This window comes from Bartonella sp. AC10YNML, from assembly GCF_042196825.1.
In the GTDB taxonomy this organism is placed as follows: domain Bacteria; phylum Pseudomonadota; class Alphaproteobacteria; order Rhizobiales; family Rhizobiaceae; genus Bartonella.
On record NZ_JBHIRA010000001.1, the window covers coordinates 262,655 to 279,541 of the forward strand.

The 16,887-nt window shown below is 39.4% G+C and carries 10 protein-coding genes and 1 pseudogene; 9 read left to right on the plus strand and 2 right to left on the minus strand.

The window, feature by feature from the left end:
- Nucleotides 1-40 precede the first annotated feature (40 nt).
- Both ACFINA_RS01000 and ACFINA_RS01005 read left to right on the plus strand, forming a co-directional pair.
- On the plus strand, nt 41-787 hold the full coding sequence (locus tag ACFINA_RS01000; RefSeq protein WP_375606037.1) for a glutamine amidotransferase: 747 nt from the start codon (nt 41-43) through the stop codon (nt 785-787).
- Between the two features lie 792 nt (nt 788-1,579).
- Complete coding sequence (locus ACFINA_RS01005; protein WP_375606036.1) at nt 1,580-2,566, plus strand: DUF2125 domain-containing protein; 987 nt, start codon at nt 1,580-1,582, stop codon at nt 2,564-2,566.
- Between the two features lie 1,306 nt (nt 2,567-3,872).
- On the opposite strand, the gene ACFINA_RS01010 is transcribed toward ACFINA_RS01005, so the two are convergent.
- Nucleotides 3,873-8,582 carry an NAD-glutamate dehydrogenase gene (locus tag ACFINA_RS01010; RefSeq protein ID WP_375614934.1) on the minus strand — a complete coding sequence of 1,570 codons (4,710 nt, stop codon included), beginning with the start codon at nt 8,580-8,582 and terminating at the stop codon, nt 3,873-3,875.
- Between the two features lie 274 nt (nt 8,583-8,856).
- On the opposite strand from ACFINA_RS01010, the gene ACFINA_RS01015 reads away from it, so the two are divergent.
- From ACFINA_RS01015 to rpsP, 4 genes and pseudogenes are all read left to right on the plus strand, one after another.
- Nucleotides 8,857-9,513, plus strand: a complete 657-nt coding sequence (locus tag ACFINA_RS01015) for a carbonic anhydrase (protein WP_375606034.1) — start codon at nt 8,857-8,859, stop codon at nt 9,511-9,513.
- Between the two features lie 230 nt (nt 9,514-9,743).
- Nucleotides 9,744-11,312 carry a signal recognition particle protein gene (gene ffh / locus ACFINA_RS01020; RefSeq protein ID WP_375606221.1) on the plus strand — a complete coding sequence of 523 codons (1,569 nt, stop codon included), beginning with the start codon at nt 9,744-9,746 and terminating at the stop codon, nt 11,310-11,312.
- Between the two features lie 24 nt (nt 11,313-11,336).
- Nucleotides 11,337-11,665 (plus strand): annotated as a pseudogene (locus tag ACFINA_RS01025) (chorismate mutase).
- Between the two features lie 16 nt (nt 11,666-11,681).
- Nucleotides 11,682-12,056 carry a 30S ribosomal protein S16 gene (gene rpsP / locus ACFINA_RS01030; protein ID WP_375606033.1) on the plus strand — a complete coding sequence of 125 codons (375 nt, stop codon included), beginning with the start codon at nt 11,682-11,684 and terminating at the stop codon, nt 12,054-12,056.
- Between the two features lie 135 nt (nt 12,057-12,191).
- On the opposite strand, the gene ACFINA_RS01035 is transcribed toward rpsP, so the two are convergent.
- Nucleotides 12,192-12,407 (minus strand): DUF1674 domain-containing protein, encoded by a 216-nt coding sequence (locus ACFINA_RS01035; RefSeq protein WP_375614935.1) that lies wholly within the window; start codon nt 12,405-12,407, stop codon nt 12,192-12,194.
- 84 nt (nt 12,408-12,491) lie between these two features.
- On the opposite strand from ACFINA_RS01035, the gene htpX reads away from it, so the two are divergent.
- The 3 genes from htpX (at nt 12,492) to ACFINA_RS01050 (ending at nt 16,760) form a co-directional block, all read left to right on the plus strand.
- Entirely contained in the window at nt 12,492-13,538 is a 1,047-nt protein-coding gene (htpX, locus tag ACFINA_RS01040) for a zinc metalloprotease HtpX (RefSeq protein ID WP_375614936.1), read from the plus strand.
- A 47-nt stretch (nt 13,539-13,585) separates the two neighbouring features.
- Nucleotides 13,586-14,950, plus strand: coding sequence for an RsmB/NOP family class I SAM-dependent RNA methyltransferase (locus ACFINA_RS01045; RefSeq protein ID WP_375614937.1), 1,365 nt, complete (start codon nt 13,586-13,588; stop codon nt 14,948-14,950).
- A gap of 64 nt (nt 14,951-15,014) precedes the next feature.
- On the plus strand, nt 15,015-16,760 hold the full coding sequence (locus ACFINA_RS01050) for a heparinase II/III family protein (RefSeq protein WP_375606029.1): 1,746 nt from the start codon (nt 15,015-15,017) through the stop codon (nt 16,758-16,760).
- The last annotated feature ends 127 nt before the right edge of the window (nt 16,761-16,887 follow it).

Sequence of the window (16,887 nt, forward strand, 5' to 3'; positions counted from 1 at the left end):
AATGAAATTTTGCTTGGTAGCAGATGTGATTGGTTAAAAAATGTTTTTAAATCAGAGATGTCTTGATAAAAAACAAAAAAATAACAAACCAAGGATTGCTGTCGTTATTCATCGGCGCTCTACCTATACTGGTCGTTTGGGAAAATTTTTACAACAAAATGGTTTTGTTCTTGATATTTATCGTCCTATTTTTGGACAAAAACTCCCTGATACATTAGAGCATTATGCCGGCGTTGTTATTTTAGGGGGACCGATGAGTGTGAATGACAGCGAAGCCTATATTGGTGAGGAAATTGATTGGATTTCGTTATCACTAAAGGAAAATAAGCCTTTTTTGGGTATTTGTCTTGGAGCACAAATGTTAGCGCGAAATCTAGGGGGGCGCGTTGGTACAAGAAGTGATGGGACTGTTGAAGTCGGCTGGTATCCACTAGAAGCAACCCCACAAGGGAAGGAATTGATGAATTGGCCAGAGATGGTCTACCATTTCCATGATGAAGGTATTTATGATTTACCGAAAGAGGCAATGCTTTTGGCAACAGGGAATACATATCCTACACAAGCTTTTCGTTATGGAAACAATGCATGGGGCTTGCAGTTTCATGCTGAATTTACACGCGCTATGATGCGGCGTTTGGTCGTGCGTTCGGCACATAAATTGACTGAAAAAGGTGCTCAACCTGCTTGTGCACATTTGAAAGGTCGTTTAATCTATGATCGAGCTTTGAGTCAATGGTTTGAAAGCGCATTACACCAGATTTTTTGTACACCGCCCGTACTTGTGTAATTATTGATAACGCATTGATTTATATAGGTAATTCACGGTTTTGTATATTGAATGAGAACCCCGAATATAGTAAGGTTTTTTCATTCCAAACCTGTGTATATTGACTCAATAAAAACCTCTTGTTTGCATGTCACAAGTAGGGCTGGCGTGTGGGCAAAAACTGTATAAGAAAAGACTAAAAATGCTTCTTATGAACTGTCTTAAGTGCCAAGAGCTGTCGCAACATTTGGGGGCTAGCCAAATATAATGATGGTGCTGGCTTTGGGGTCTCCATAAGCGTAAAGATGGGGGGCTCAATGGCTTTATCGTTAAGAAACACTATTCATTATCATTTTTGTTGTGCTGTAAAAGAGTATGGTTTAAGGCAGAGGTAGAAAATCTATGTAAAACTTTACACATGAGGTATTTTTTGTTAAAGGGTATAATCGTTCTTCTTAAGAAAGCCTTGTTGAGTTTATGAGATACAGTACTTTAGAATGATGTATGGGGGTTTCTTGAAGTGATCAGTAGATAAAGTCCGGTCGATTAAGAAGTTGGATTGTGTATAAACTGACCGGGGTTAGAAATCTTTGTCCTTTTTAGGGTGGGAGAAAGTTAAGAGATAAAGAAAGTTTTAATGTTGTCCAAATCCTCTCAATTACCATTAAGACGAAAAAGTTTTTCTTTAAGCTATTTAATTTTTGGGCTTTTTTGTTTGGCTCTGATATTTATTTATAGCGCACTCTGGTTTTTTTTTCACGTAAAATAGAAGACCATGTTTCTGATATATTTGTAAAAGTATCTTCCCATAATATGGCGGCGGTATGCGAGAATGTACGCAGGGATGGTTATCCTTTACGTGTCGGTGTTGTTTGTGACAAGTTTCAATTTTCTTGGCCTTTACATGGGGTTTCTTTATCGACGGGGCGTTTGACGGCTGGTGCACCAATTTATTCACCTTATTTGGTCGAGTTTAATGTTCGTTCTCCTGCATTAATTGTTTTTTCCGGAAAAACTCCTATAGTATCGCATTGGCGCAATTTGGTGATTGAAACAGAGCCTTATTGGAAAACGGGTAAAACATTGAAGTTTATAGCTGAAGGGCTTGAGATTGCATCTTTTTCCTCTTTCTCTGAAGATCAAAAGCTTCAAGAAGCATTAAGAGCACAAACGATAGATAAAAAAACGACACAAGAAAATATTGAAGATCCGGCATCTTTGCAAAATACGCATGACGTGATTATTCAGCCATTAGAGCCACAAGATATGCCTCAAAAAATAACGGCAGAATTTTTGCGTTTTGATCTAAAACATGAAAAGAATGATTTATCGGGACATATAACTTTTGACGGTTTTGATGCTTCTCCCTTTTTAAAATCTTCTTTTGTTGATATTCCTAAAATTGATGGTAATTTGAAATGGATTTTAAATGACATTTCTTTTCTGTCTGAAGATGAAGAAAAAAATTGGCAACAGCGACTGTATGGAAAAAGTGGACTTTTAAAGCAAGGTGAATTGACTTTTCATACAGGTGGTGCAGTGCGTATTAGTGGACCTTTTTCTTTTGATGATGAAGGATATTTGACAGCAAAATTTGAACTTGTCCTTATTCAGTCCATGAAGCTTCTTGACACTCTGCAGCGCTTATTTCCCGCGCAAGCCAATAATCTTCAAGCGTTATTTTTTATTTTAGGTGCTTTGCCTAAAAATGCGGACGGCGCTCCCGTTCTTTCATTGCTCATTAACAATGGGTGGGTAAAACTGGGATTTTTAAAACTTGGTCGTCTTGCTCCACTTTAGGTGTTGTACCAAAGCCTTTTTTCATCTTTACTATCAAATTTCGACTTTTTCTGATTTTCACACTTTTTTGCAATTTTAGGGTGTCAAAATATATTTTAACAAAATGCGTATTTAATGGTAAAAAAAATAGCTATAAAAATAAAAAATTATCACCTACTCCTAACTCGTCCAACCTCTTTTCACTTAGTACAAAATCTTATGTCAAACTACATATAACAACAGTGTTTGTATGGAAAAAGTGGTATTTTAAAGTATGCTGAATTGCCTTTTTATACAGGTGGTGGGTTGTGTGTTCGTAGATTTTTTATGTATGGAGCAAGCATATTGTATATATCTGTTTGGGGGTAATCTATTAAAACAAGTCAACAGCCTAACTGGAGGAGAATATGAAGTTGTAAAGGGGAAAATCAACATCCATCTTTACTGTCATTTTTTATTCGATTTTACGCATTTCAAAAGCAGTTACAGTTATATCTTTTAAATAATGGATTAAGCTTATCCTTTTATTTCTGATATTTTTTAATGAAGCCATATGTCTTCCACGTAAAACAGAATATATTTGTATTGCATATTTACGCATTTGTTAAAAAAATATTTCTCAGTACTTCTTATTTCCGATGTCGCTTATGAATGGTATAAGGATAAAGCCATTAAGCACCACCATCTTTTCGGTTATGGAGTAACAAGCTAAGGGGCAACACCATCATATTATATTTGCTAACTCTCAATGTTACTGCAGATTTTGGCACTTGAGGCAGTTTATGAGGGGCATTTTTAGTTCTTTCTTTACTGTTTTTATCTATTCGGCTTTCCCATTTGCAATATGCAAGGGGAAATGTGGTTAATTAATTGAATATAAACAGATTTTAAATGAGACAAATTTAGAATATCGAATTATCAGTCATCATAAAAATGATAAAATTATGATTGTAAATCAATATATTATATTTTTATGATGAAGGATATTTGACAGTAAAATTTGAATTTATTTTTTATTTTGAGTGCTCTGTCTAAAAATGCAGGATAGGGCTTCCGTTCTTCCCTTGTTGGTTAGTCATGGATGGATAGAACGGAGCAAAAGCTTAGCTGTTTTGTACTGCTTTTAAGTCTGAAAGTTTATGTTTTTAGGGTGAAAAATCAATCCTGTTGTTTTTTTGAAATTGTTGCAAACAATTCTATTGTGATAAATAGCGAGATTTTATTTTGGGTGTTATGTTTAAAATGCAAACTCCCGCTCTATATTTTCGCTGGTTTGTTGTGGTGGTGGGATAGAACGGGAGATTGAGTGGGTCGTTTTGTATTTGCTTTAGGTTTGAAAGCCAACATTTTGAAGTTGAGAAATCAATCCTGCTGCAAAAGTAAAACGAGAAATATTGAGATCATTTTCAATAAGGGCACTAATGCGGTTTGTAATATTATGAATATTATTTTCTTCTGTTTTTTTCCAAGTGTCAAAAGGATCTTTTTTCTTGCCATAATTTTTGAGGATTTTCATAACGATTTGCCGTAAGCTTTCGGAAACATTTTCTTTGGCTTGGCTTAGAGCCATACTATCATAATAATCTAAGATGGGAATTGTTCGACGAGCTTCATTAATGCGGTTTATACGAATGATTTGTGCAAGCGAGAAATAAATCTCTGCAGTTTTAATAAGATCACTGTTGCTTTGTTTTGCAATCAAAGAAATATCACAGATTATTGGTGCTGCTTCCAAGAGAGCCAATTGTTTTGCTAATGCTTTTGGTGCTCCTTCTTCACTGTAGTGTAGTGCTTTTTCTTCAATCTTTTGATTAATATCGTTGTTGGGAGAATGCATAAGCTCTTTTTCAATAATACTACGGGCTTGCTTTATTGTTTTTACAATTTCTTCTAGTGGACGTAAGAGATCCATGTTGTGCAAACCCCAATTGGTCGTTTCAAAGAGCATTGGGGTCATTGCTGCATAGAATTTGTTTTGGACAAGACCAGGTATTTTATTATCAAGCTTATCAATTTGATCAGATAATTGAGGAATTTCAAAACCATCACGGATGGCAATAAAAACGCGAATAATATTTTCAACCTTTTGTTGTGTTTCATCGTGTAGCCGATTAACAAAAGTGGGGCCTCCACGATTTACAATGTCATTGGCAATCAGTGTTGCGATAATATTACGACGCAATTGATGGTTAATCACTTCCTTCTTAAAATTTTCTTGAATTTGGGTTGGAAAATAGTTCAGCAAGGCTGTATTGAAATAGTGATCATCAACAATGGGGCTATTAGCAATTTCTTCTTTTAAGGTCAATTTAGCATAGGCAAAAATAACGGCGAGTTCTGGACGGAGAAGACCTTTGCCTTGGGTTGTTCTTTGTCGTAAAATTTGCTCATCAGGGAGTATTTCAACTCTGCGATCTAGAAGTTTTTTTTGTTCCAAATCGTGCATAAAGCGTATTTGATAGGGCAAATCAGTAGTGCTTTGGTTTTCCGCCAAAGAAAGAGCAAGGGGTTGTAGATAATTGTTACGCAAGACGAGTTGCTCGACTTGAGGCGTCATTTTTTTCAAGAGCTTATTGCGATCTTCGCGGGTTAACGTTTTGGCACGTAGTGCTGATGCAAGAACAATTTTGAGATTGACCTCAATATCAGAACAATTCACACCAGCAGAATTGTCAATGGCATCCGTATTGCATCGACCACCATTTGAGACATATTCAATCCGTCCACGTTGTGTAACACCAAGATTAGCTCCTTCACCAATAATTTTTGCACGCACTTGTTCTCCGGTAATGCGTATTGCATCATTTGCGCGATCACCTACTTGAGCATCGTTTTCTGTTGCAGCACGGATATAAGTACCAATACCGCCGAACCATAAAAGATCAACCGGGGCTTTGAGAAGAGCAGAGATAATTTCAAAGGGTGTTCCTGTTTGTTTTTCAAAACCAATGGCTTGTGCTGCTTCAGGTGAGAGAGTAATGGTTTTTTCTTTTCGTGAGAAGATACCACCGCCCTTTGATAATTTGCTTTTATCGTAATCTTGCCAACTTGAGCGAGGAAGTTTAAAAAGGCGCGTACGCTCTGCGTAGCTTTCGTCTATGTTTGGATCTGGATCAATAAAGATATCGCGGTGATCAAAAGCGGCAATCAATTTTGTTTGTTTGGAAAGCAGCATTCCATTACCAAAGACATCACCAGACATATCGCCAACACCGACACAGGTGAAGGGCGTTGTTTGAATATCATGATTAAATGATTCTCTAAAATGTCTTTTGACGGCTTCCCATGCGCCTTTAGCTGTAATACCAATGTCTTTGTGGTCGTAACCTGCTGAGCCTCCAGAGGCAAAAGCATCATCAAGCCAAAAGTGGTTTGCTTGGCTGATGGCGTTGGCTGTATCAGAAAAAGTTGCTGTTCCTTTGTCTGCTGCTACAACAAAATAGGGGTCAGGGTCATCATGACAGATGATATTGTGGGGCGCACTTATTTTGCCATTAACCAGATTGTCTGTGATGGAGAGCAAAGCAGTGATAAAGTCTGTATAAGCTTGACGTGCTGCTTCTATGATAACAGCACGGTCATTTGTTTGGGGAAGCCGATGGGGATAGAATCCACCTTTTGCACCTGCAGGAACGATAACTGCATTTTTAACTTGTTGGGCTTTGACTAAGCTCAGCACTTCGGTACGATAATCTAATGCACGATCAGACCAACGAATTCCGCCACGGGCAATAGGTCCAAAACGCAAATGGACTCCTTCAACTTCCGGTCCATAAACAAAAATTTCTCGGTAAGGGCGCGGTTCAGGCAAACCTTCAATCTGGCGCGGATTTAATTTGGTGGCTAAAATACGCCGTGGACTTCCATCAGGAAGAGGCGTAAAGGCATTTGTTCGTAAACTCGCCTCTATAAGGTTACAATAACGGCGTAAAATGAGATCATCATCTAAACCAGAGACTTTCCGTAATTTTTCTTCAATGCGCTTTTGAATGACTTGTTGGTTTTTTTCCCGTTCTTTTTCTGTATGGCTTTGATGAAATTTTAAATGAAATAAAGCATAAAGATCTTGGGTGATGTCAGGATAAGCATTTAAAGTTTGGGCAACGCGATCTTGCGAATAAGGAATTCCAGCTTGTTGGAGATAGCGCCCATAATGGCGCAAAATAACAATTTCATGCCAATCAAGCTCAGCTGTTTGGGTGAGAGCATTAAAGCCGTCATTATCAGCATTTTGTGCCCAAATGGCTTCAAAGGTTTCGGCGTGTTTTTGACCGTCTTTTTCAAAATCGATACAGCGTTGGAAAGTACTTTCTAGCTGCATATCATGAAGATACACAGAGCGCCCATTGCCATCTGGTAATTCAAGAGTTTGTTCAGCAATAACGCGAAACCCCATATTTTCAAGGAGTGGTACACGTTTGGAAAGGGCAAGTGCTTCATGGCGGTGAAAAAGCCGAAGAGAAATGCACTGTTTTTCTTTGTTTTGTGCATGATAAAAGATCACGAAAAGGGGCTTTTCATCATGAAGACTTAGAATATGTCCGGCATCGTTAATAGCGTCTTCAGCTGAAAATAAATCACGATAGCTGTTGGGGAATTCACTGGCTAGACGTGTTTGTTGCTCTGTTATTTTCTTGTTAAGAGCGATGGCTTGAACCCTGTCTTCCCAACTTCGTGCAATCGAACGTACATGTTGTTCAAGTGTGGAGCGCTCAATAAGGGGAACAGTTTCGTTTCCTTTACGATGGATGATATAATAGACACGTATAAGAGTGCTTTCCAAAAATAGCGGATAAGATTCAAAAAAGTCACCTTTATAGAGCTCAACAAAATGTTCGCCAACTTTTTCACGCAGGCTGCTGTTATATTGATCACGCGGTACGTAGACAAGGATAGAAACAAAGCGCCCAAAAGAATCAGTATGGGCAAGAACCCGTAAACGTGGGCGCTCATCTAATTGTAGAATAAGTTTAGTGTTTTCTGTCAATGTATCAACATCAGAGCGAAACATTTCATCTCTTGGATAGGTTTCTAAAGCACTGATGAGTGCTTTTCCTGAATAATCGGCGTGATTGTGTCCAAGACGTTGAATAATAGTTTGGGCTTTTTCTTTTAAGAAAGGAATTTGCAAAATAGAACGTGTATAAGCTGAGGAGGTAAAAAGCCCTACAATGCGTAATTCTCCACAGAGTTGGTTTTCTTTATCAAAGATTTTAAGACCAATATAATCCAGCCAAACAGAACGGTGAATTTTGGAGCGGCTGTTCGCTTTTGTCACGATAAATAGATTATCGCTTTCCATGAAGGATAAAACTTCTTGAGGAGGCTCTTTCATGCTTTTATCGTCAACAATATGAATAGAAGCATCCGTGAGTATACCAAGTTCAATATTACTCGCTGTAAAGGATTTTAGGGGTTTTTGGTCTTTGATGAAGTTGTAAGTGCGCATACCAAGGAAAATGAAATTATCGTCCATTAGCCAGTGAAGAAATTCAATGGCTTTTTCGCCTTCTTGTTTGTAGTGCGGGGGAAGACTTATTTGGTAGGCATGAATATGTTTTTCAACTTCTTCAAGCATAGGTTTCCAGTCTTGTACAGCAGCATTAACCTGTTCAAGAACTAAGGTGAGTTCATTTTCAAGTTTCTGCGTCTGCTGTTTATTGAGTGACTCGATGTGAATTTGCATCAGACTGATGCGTTTTCCAGAAGCACTATCAAGAATGGGGTGTGCAATCAAATAAATATGGTTTTTGTGTTGATTGAAGACATTTAAAATAGAATCGAGAAGGAAGGGTTTGTTATCATTGACAAGCGTGATAACGGTTATAGGCTTGTTATTACGGGTCAAGTTTTGTTCAAAGAAGATGGTATTTTTTCCCGTCTGATGGAGATTAAAAGCTTTTACCGCGATAGCAGTGGCCCTTTGAAGTTCTTCACTTTCGTAATAAGCAATATCTTCTTCATCGGTTTGAGCAAAAAGGATTTGTTCTATTTTATCTTGGGTGTTTTTTATTTCTGTTTTTTTTTGTTGCAACACATTCACTCTCCCTTTTTGCTCTTAGGGGCCTTTTCTTCTCTTTGTTGAAAGCAGACCATTATATTTTTACATACTGTAACACCTTCTTCCTAAAGAAAATAGCTCTTTATTTGGAAAGAATGAGTTTGTTTTTGCTATTTTTTAGTAATATTTTGTACTTTAAAGAAATATTTTTCTTCAAGGAAAAGGCATTTTTAGTATTTTTGTATGTTAATAGTTTGTTTTTTAAAATATACAAAATGAAAGTAAAAAAAGAAGCAAAAGTAAAAAAAGAATGGCGCATTTACCAGAAAGACTTTTAAGTGGTTACCAAAACTTTATAAACAATCATTTTTTATATAAAATAGCAGATTATCAGCAATTGGTGATTGAGGGGCAGAAACCTGAAGTTTTGGTCATTGCTTGTTGTGATTCGCGTGCAGTACCAGAAATGATTTTTGATGCTAAGCCAGGGGAAATTTTCACCCTGCGCAACGTGGCGAATGTGGTTCCTCCTTTTTCTCCTGATGACCAATATCACGCAACATCAGCAGCTCTTGAATATGCTGTGCAATTGCTTGAGGTGAGACATATTGTCGTTTTTGGTCATGCCCATTGTGGAGGTATTCGTACTGCTCTTAATGAGACATATAAATCTTTATTATCAAATGATTTTATCGGTCAATGGATCAGTCTTTTAGCACCAGCCGCAGAAATTGTTTTGAATAATAAGTCGCTGTCGTGGCCAGAAAAACAGACGGCATTAGAGCAGCTTTCTATTCGTCATTCGTTGAGAAATTTAGAGACGTTTCCATGGATAAAGCTTCGCAAAGATCAAGGTTTTTTGACATTGCATGGGGTTTGGTTTGATATCTCTAGCGGAAAATTATGGAGCATGGAACAGGAAACAGGTTGTTTTATGCGTGTTGAAGTTGAAAGTTTTGAAGTATAGTATTTGTTGTTTTTATTTCTTCGTATAAAAAGACATTTTATGATAAAACTTGACAAAGCTGGGGTTTTATTGTTTGAAGGAGCAAGCTTTCAGTGACAAAATTAACTTGGAGCCACCGACTGAGACCCCGGTTTAAGGGTATAAAGAGATCTCAGAGGTCAACATCCGACGGCGCGATGCGTTCTCGGATGCTATTTTGGTTTGTTTGTTATGCAACAATGAGGTAAATGATGTTTGAATCCTTGCAAGAGCGACTTGGTTCTATCCTGTCTCATTTGACGGGACGTGGCGCTTTATCGGATCAGGATGTTGTAGAGGCGCTGCGTGAAATTCGTCGCGCTTTATTGGAAGCTGATGTTGCTCTTGATGTTGTGCGCTCTTTTACCGATAGAGTTCGGGAAAAAGCTGTTGGGGCCCAAATCGTTAAATCAATTAAACCAGGCCAAATGGTGGTTAAAATTGTTCATGATGAATTGGTTCATATTCTTGGAAATGAAAGTGTTCTGAGTGATTTAAATGCACCAGCTCCTGTTGTTATCATGATGACTGGTTTGCAAGGTTCGGGAAAAACAACCACAACAGCAAAGCTTGCAAAACGTTTTACTGATAAGCATAATAAAAAAGTTCTCATGGCGTCATTAGATACACGCCGTCCCGCTGCACAGGAGCAATTGCGCCAATTGGGAGAACAGGCAAAACTTGCAAGCTTGCCTATTATTGCGGGTCAGCTGCCCGTTGATATTGCATTACGTGCTGTGCAAGCTGCTAAATTGGGTGGTTATGACGTGCTTATTCTTGACACAGCAGGACGTAATCATATTGATGAAGCTTTGATGCTCGAATTGGCTGAAATTAAAGCATGTTCCCTTCCTCATGAGATTATGTTGGTGGCTGATAGTTTGACGGGGCAAGATGCTGTTCATCTTGCTCGTTCTTTTGATGAGCGTGTAGGGATTACGGGGATTATTTTAACACGGATGGATAGTGATGGGCGTGGTGGCGCTGCTCTTTCTATGCGTGCTGTTACAGGTAAACCAATTAAAGCAATTGGAACTGGTGAAAAAATAGATGCTTTAGAAGAATTTCATCCCAGTCGTATTGCTGATCGTATTCTCGGAATGGGGGATATTGTTTCTTTGGTTGAAAAAGCGGCAGAAACAATGGATCACGAGAAAGCTGCTGCTTTTGCAAAAAAAATGCAAGCCGGAAAATTTGATCTGAATGATCTTGCAGAACAGTTGCAGAAAATGAAAAAACTGGGTGGAATGGGCGGTATTATGGGCATGTTGCCGGGAATGGGGAAGGTCAAAGAGCAGATTGCGGCTGCGGGGTTTGATGATCGTTTGTTTGATCGTCAATTGGCCATTATTTCATCTATGACACCGAAAGAGCGGGCGAATCCAGAGCTTTTAAAACATAGCCGCAAACAACGAATTGCTAAGGGGTCTGGTACGACAGCGGCTGATATTAATAAACTTTTGAAGATGTATCGCCAAATGGCTGATATGATGAAAGCCATGGGTAGTAAAGGAAAAAGTGGTTTGATGGGAAAAATGTTGGGAGGCCTTGGTTCCAAAATGGGATTTGGAGGCAAGGGAAACTTGAGTGGAGATTCTCCAGTTATACCTGATTTATCGGGAATGGATTTGAAGCAATTCTCAACGTTTCAAAAGCAGATTGAAAATGATAATGGAGGGAAGATTTTGCCTGGACTTCCCAAGCGTGGGCCTATATTTCCTGGTCTTTCCAATAGCATTGCCGATGGGGGAAAATTTCCTCAGCATCCTAAGAAAAAATAAGATGTAAAGAGGGAAAGGAATATGATGCAGGAAACAGTATTAAACGAATTAGCACATTTACGAGCATCCATTGATAATTTTGATGCAACCTTGATTCATATCTTAGCAGAGCGGTTTCGTTGTACGAAAGCTGTTGGGCGCTTAAAAGCCCGTTATGATTTGCCTAAAGTAGATCCTCTGCGTGAGCAATATCAGGTAGCGCGTTTGCGGCAATTGGCTATAGATAGTCATCTTGATCCTGATTTTGCTGAAAGATTTTTAAAATTTATTATCAAAGAAGTTGTGAGTCATCATGAAGTTATTGCTGAAGAGCAAAAAACAAAAAAGTCAATTTAAACGAAAGCCAGAGCTGACAATAGGAGATAAAATATGGCATTGAAAATTCGTTTGTCCCGTGGAGGTTCAAAAAAACGTCCTTACTATCATATCGTCGTTGCAGATGTTCGTAGTCCGCGCGATGGGCGGTTTCTTGAACGTGTTGGTGCATGGGATCCAATGTTGCCTAAAGATGGACCGAGGGTGAAACTTAATGAAGAACGTATCCAATATTGGCTTGGGCAAGGGGCTCAACCAACAGATCGCGTTTTACGGTTTTTAGATGCAGCTGGCTTGAAAAAGCGTCCAACTCGTAATAATCCACATAAAGGTGAACCGGGTAAAAAAGCACAAGAACGTATAGCAGCAGCAAAGCAAGCGGCAGAAGAAGCAGAGGCAGCGGCTGAAGCAGAATCTGCTACAGCATAAGAAGCATGATTGTTTAATCAACGTGTTTTTAAAAGCTTTAGAAAAATAAATATTATCCGTTTTTGTCTATCAAAAACGGATTTTCTTTAAAAAGCTGCTTGTTTAAATCCGCACTGGTTTTTTTAATCAATGGTTTTAAAAGTCAATGGCGCGGCCTTTAATTTCCCAGTCTCCATAGCGCGAAGGGTCTTTGCCGCCGCGTCCACCATTTTCGACAGGTTGTTCTTTTTTTGCTTCGCTTTTTCGTCGTTCTTCAGCTTCTTTAAGGGCGCGTTGTGCTGCGGGTGAGAGAGATTGTTGTTTAATGACAGTTGCATTTTTTTTGCTCGTTTTCTCGTCTTTTTTATTCATTTTTATACCTATTCTATTGAAGAAACAGAAAGAAAACACCATCATATAGTATTGATAAACTTTTATCATGGAGTTTTTTGAGTAATGAATATAATGCGTACAGCTATGCTTTTGGCTTTTTTAACTGCTCTCTTTATGGGAGTTGGTTATCTTGTTGGAGGGGGTGGTGGCATGGTCATTGCTCTTTTGATGGCAAGTGGTTTAAACTTTTTTTCTTATTGGAATTCAGATAAAATCGTTTTACGCATGTACGGGGCGCGTGAAGTTGATCAGCATTCTGCGCCGGTTTATTATAAAATTGTAAGTGATTTAGCGCAAAGTGCTTCTCTTCCTCAACCAAAAGTTTATGTTATTGAGAATCCACAGCCAAACGCTTTTGCAACGGGACGTAATCCGCAAAATGCAGCTGTTGCTGCAAGTACTGGATTGTTAAAGCGGTTGAGTTCGGAGGAAATTGCCGGCGTTATGGCGCATGAGCTCGCACATATTGAGCATCGTGATACATTAACAATGACTCTAACCGCAACGATTGCAGGAGCCATTTCAATGCTTGGTAATTTTGCTTTCTTTATGGGAGGACCGCGCAACTCTTCAGAAGATTCTCATGGCGCTGGGGCAATTGGAGGATTTATTGCCTTGCTCGTGGCTCCTTTTTCAGCGATGCTGGTGCAAATGGCGATTAGCCGTACACGGGAATATGCTGCGGATCGGAGAGGGGCTGAAATATGTGGTAATCCTTTATGGTTGGCTTCTGCATTGCGTAAGATTGCTGATGGGGGACGTGGGGTATATAATGAAGAAGCAGAGCATAATCCAGCAACCGCGCATCTGTTTATTATTAATCCTTTGAGCGGTGAGGGAGCCGATAGTCTTTTTTCGACACATCCAGCAACTGCAAATCGTATTGCTGCTCTTTATCGGCAAGCAGAAGAGATGAAAGGGGCTCTTGCCAAAAGTGTGGGCTGGAATAAAGAAGACGCTATACATGAAAAAAGCAGCGGGATGAACTATGGAGATTTTCATAGTGGTCAGGCTCATGCATTAGATGAGCAAGAAAACATTTCTTTTCAGCGTGTTACAAAACGTCCTTCTTGGCTTCGTTATGAAAATTCAAAAAAATCTCGTTCATAGAGTTATTGAGGGAGTTTTTAAGGAAGCAGTAATATAAAGGTGGTGTTTTGAAACACAAAAAAGCGGGGCATGTGTCTGAAAAAAATGTTCCAGGATTAGCTGTTCGGCAGGTGTGTGTGCGCCTTTTAGGGGCGGTGGTTGATAAGTGTACGCCTCTTTCTGGTTTGACGGATAATGAACACGGACATCCACACTATTTAAAACTTTCACAACGAGATCGTTTGTTGTGTCGGGCTATTTTGATAGCTTCATTACGTCATCGAGGGCAGATTATAGCGGCTTTCTCACGATTTTTGGTGCGTCCTTTGCCTTCACAAGCACTTTCACTTCAGCATCTTTTGCATATCAGTGTTGCACAAATTCTTTATCTTGATATTCCTGATCATGCGGCTATTGATTTAGCTGTACGTGTGGCAAAACTTGATCCTCGTATGCATCGTTTTTCAGGGGTTGTGAATGCTCTTTTGCGCAATGTTGCGCGTGAGGCAGAGCTTTTATGCCAACAAGTTCCTACCATTGAAGGTGTTCCAGCGTGGTTTGGACAGCTTTTAGTGTCAGCTTATGGAACAGAAAAAGCACATCAGATTATAGCAATTCAAAGTATGGAACCCCCTCTCGATTTGACAGTGAAATCTGATAGCGTTGGATGGGCTGAAAGACTTGGCGGTGTTGTGTTGCCTAATGGCTCTGTTCGATTGAATCGTTTGGAGTGTTCTGTTTCTGATTTACCTGGCTATCGTGAAGGGTCTTGGTGGGTTCAAGATTTTGCTGCAGCCTTGCCTGCTTGTTTATTTGGGAGTATTCGGGGTAAACGCGTTGCTGATCTTTGTGCGAGCCCTGGGGGAAAAACAGCACAATTGGCTTTGCAGGAGGCAGAGGTGACTGCAATTGAGCTTTCTGCTAACCGCGTCAAGCGTTTAAAAGAAAATATGGAACGGCTTCATTTTTCAGCTCACATTTGGCAGGGCGATGTGAAAAACTTCCATCCCACACAGCTTTTTGATGCAGTTCTTCTTGATGCCCCTTGTTCTTCTACAGGAACAATCCGTCGTCATCCAGATATTTTATGGACGAAATCGAGAGATGATATCGTCAAGTTAGCGGCGTTGCAATATGATTTGCTTGTCGCAGCAATTTCTTTGGTAAAGGAAGGGGGACGTATTGTTTTTTCCAATTGTTCATTGGCAAGAGAAGAAGGTGAAGATCTTATTGAGAAAATTTTATCGATACGCAATGACATTGTTTTAGACCCTATTTATCCAGAGGAAATGGGAGCATTGGAACATTTGCTTTGTGGGGGGATATTACGGACAACGCCTGCGGATTTTTGTCATAAAAATTTTGATACTGAGAAAACCGTATTTTTAGGAATGGATGGTTTTTTTGCTGCGCGCTTACGAAAAATTGCTTAATTAACGCTTCATTTACAAAAATGGTCGAAATTGTATTTGATTCAGCATAAATGGAGATGAAATTTTGGCGGTTGCGGTAAAAGCTACTCAGGTAAAAGTGGCAGACTGTATCGATACGATACAGAATGTTATGCGGCGTTTATGGGTTGGACCATTGTTTCGTTGGCGGTTTTCAGGGTTTCGTCCTCATAAAATTTTAGCGCATCCCATGGATTTGCATGTAGCTGATCCAATGATGGCGCATGAATTTTATCATGGTCGTTTTGCTTTTGCTGGTCACATTGTTCATTCTGGTGCTGTTTCGCCGTTTTCATTGGTTCCACCAACGCTAGAATGGGAAGCGGCTCTACATGATTTTCATTGGTTGCGCCATATGGAGGTAGCAGAAAGTAATTTAGCTTCTGCACATGCACGCTCTCTTTTAGAAGATTGGTTTGATCATACTGGCAAGAAGGTAAAAGGGCTTGCTTGGAGTGGTCCTGTTGTGGCGCGGCGCTTGATTTCATGGATTTGTCATTCGAAAATGTTGTTAGAAGGCGCAAGTGAGCGGTTTGAAAAACGCTTTTTACGTGCACTTGGTTTGCAATTTCGTTATTTGCGCGTGACAATTTGTAGTATGGAGCACAATGATCAACGTTTACAAGCAGCAGTGGCTTTGACATTCGCCTCTCTTGCTTTGCCTGTTTCTGTGGCAGTGAAAAAAAAGGTACAAACGACGCTTATAGAGGAGCTTTCCCGTCAAATCCTAGTTGATGGTGGGCATATTTCCCGTAGTCCTGTTATTTTGCTGAATTTGTTATCGGATTTATTGTCGTTACGGCATCTTTTTATGCGTAGCAATGAAACGGCACCTCGTATTTTGATTGATTCTGTTGAGCGTATGTTGCCAGCTTTACGATTCTTTATCCATGAGGATCAAACGTTGGCCCATTTTAATGGGGTTGGTCCCCTTGTGTCGGAACGTTTATCATCACTTTTGGAGCTTGATGAAACAGGAGGGAATCCTTTTAGTTATGCCCGTTATTCAGGATTTCAGCGCTTAAAAGCCAATCAAACAACAGTGCTTGCAGATACAGGAAAGTTTCCACCCCGCTCTGTAGCACAGCAGGCTTGTTCGGGATGTTTGTCTTTTGAAATGTCTTCACAAGGGCACCGTTTTATTATCAATACCGGTATTAATCCTGATGGGAGGGAAGATTATCGACATTTAGGGCGTGTTACTGCAGCACATTCAACAGCTACGCTTAATGATTGTTCAGTGGGTGCTTTTTATTATAAAAATAAAAATGGCGCGCCATTTTTGTTTGATGGACCAACAGATGTTCAAGTATGCCGTATAGAGGATTCAGAGAAGACGGGTTTTATTGCGAGTCATAATGGTTATGTGAGACCCTTTAATCTTATTCATGAGCGTGGTCTTATTTTGGCGACAAATGGAGATACGATCGAAGGTTTTGATCGCTTTTTTATGCCAAATAAAGGGGGAAAGAGACACAAGAGTGTGCAAAATGAACAAAATCATGTTGCTGTTCGGTTTCATCTTCATCCACAAGTTGAAGTTAACTACGATGGCAAACGTGTGTGTTTAGCCGTAAAGAACGAGAACGTGAAGAGCGAACAAGTATGGTATTTTATATCGCCTGACGCAGATATTTGTCTTGAAGATTCGATTGATTTTGCAGAATTAACAGGTCCACAACGGACACAACAGATTGTTTTATATTTTCGTCCTGCATTTCAGGAAAAAGTTCGTTGGCGTTTTATCCGTAAAGCGTTTGATAAAAAATTAGAACATTGTTCCAACCCATAGTATATTGCGTTTTATCTTGTGTGTCGCAAAACATTATTGTTTATTGTAGTAATATTCTCAAAATTTGAAGATCATATCAATTTTATACACGAAGCATTTTTTTGGAGTATGGGTTGGATGTTTTTAG

What these genes read in the sequence shown, in the direction of transcription:
- ACFINA_RS01005 (WP_375606036.1), top strand. Translation starts at nt 1,580, where the DNA reads ATGGCGGCGGTATGCGAGAATGTACGCAGGGATGGTTATCCTTTACGT.
- ACFINA_RS01035 (WP_375614935.1), bottom strand. Translation starts at nt 12,407, where the DNA reads ATGAATAAAAAAGACGAGAAAACGAGCAAAAAAAATGCAACTGTCATT.
- ffh (WP_375606221.1), top strand. Translation starts at nt 9,744, where the DNA reads ATGTTTGAATCCTTGCAAGAGCGACTTGGTTCTATCCTGTCTCATTTG.
- ACFINA_RS01000 (WP_375606037.1), top strand. Translation starts at nt 41, where the DNA reads ATGTTTTTAAATCAGAGATGTCTTGATAAAAAACAAAAAAATAACAAA.
- ACFINA_RS01015 (WP_375606034.1), top strand. Translation starts at nt 8,857, where the DNA reads ATGGCGCATTTACCAGAAAGACTTTTAAGTGGTTACCAAAACTTTATA.
- rpsP (WP_375606033.1), top strand. Translation starts at nt 11,682, where the DNA reads ATGGCATTGAAAATTCGTTTGTCCCGTGGAGGTTCAAAAAAACGTCCT.
- htpX (WP_375614936.1), top strand. Translation starts at nt 12,492, where the DNA reads ATGAATATAATGCGTACAGCTATGCTTTTGGCTTTTTTAACTGCTCTC.